Here is a 319-nt window from a genome sequence, read left to right on the forward strand (position 1 = left end):
TCGCTAACTCCATACCTCGGTCCCAAGTTAAAGACTTTCTATACTGTTTCGGCATTTTCTTAAATGTGGTCAGCAAGGCCTGATGAACAGACGCAGCATCCTTACCCGCAAGTTTTAAGATAATTGTGAATCGAGACTTCCTGTCAACAAGTGTAGCAACGTGAGTATTTCCAGAGCCCGACACTAAGTCTCCCTCCCAGTGGCCTAGTGACTTCCGATTGTCGATATTCTTCGAGCGTTCGTGAATCGATACACCGTTAACGATATTGATAAACCCTCTGTCTCCGCTTCTTGTATGAAAGCGACTGTGGCGCATAGG

1 protein-coding gene is annotated in these 319 nt (G+C 46.1%); it reads right to left on the reverse strand.

Annotation, left to right across the window (positions count from 1 at the left end; translation table 11 throughout):
- The coding region (locus tag BGP75_RS00010) for an IS30 family transposase (protein WP_143820932.1) at positions 1-319 on the reverse strand (319 nt) is incomplete at both ends.

This window comes from Motiliproteus sp. MSK22-1 (assembly GCF_001968815.1).
Lineage (GTDB): Bacteria > Pseudomonadota > Gammaproteobacteria > Pseudomonadales > Balneatricaceae > Motiliproteus.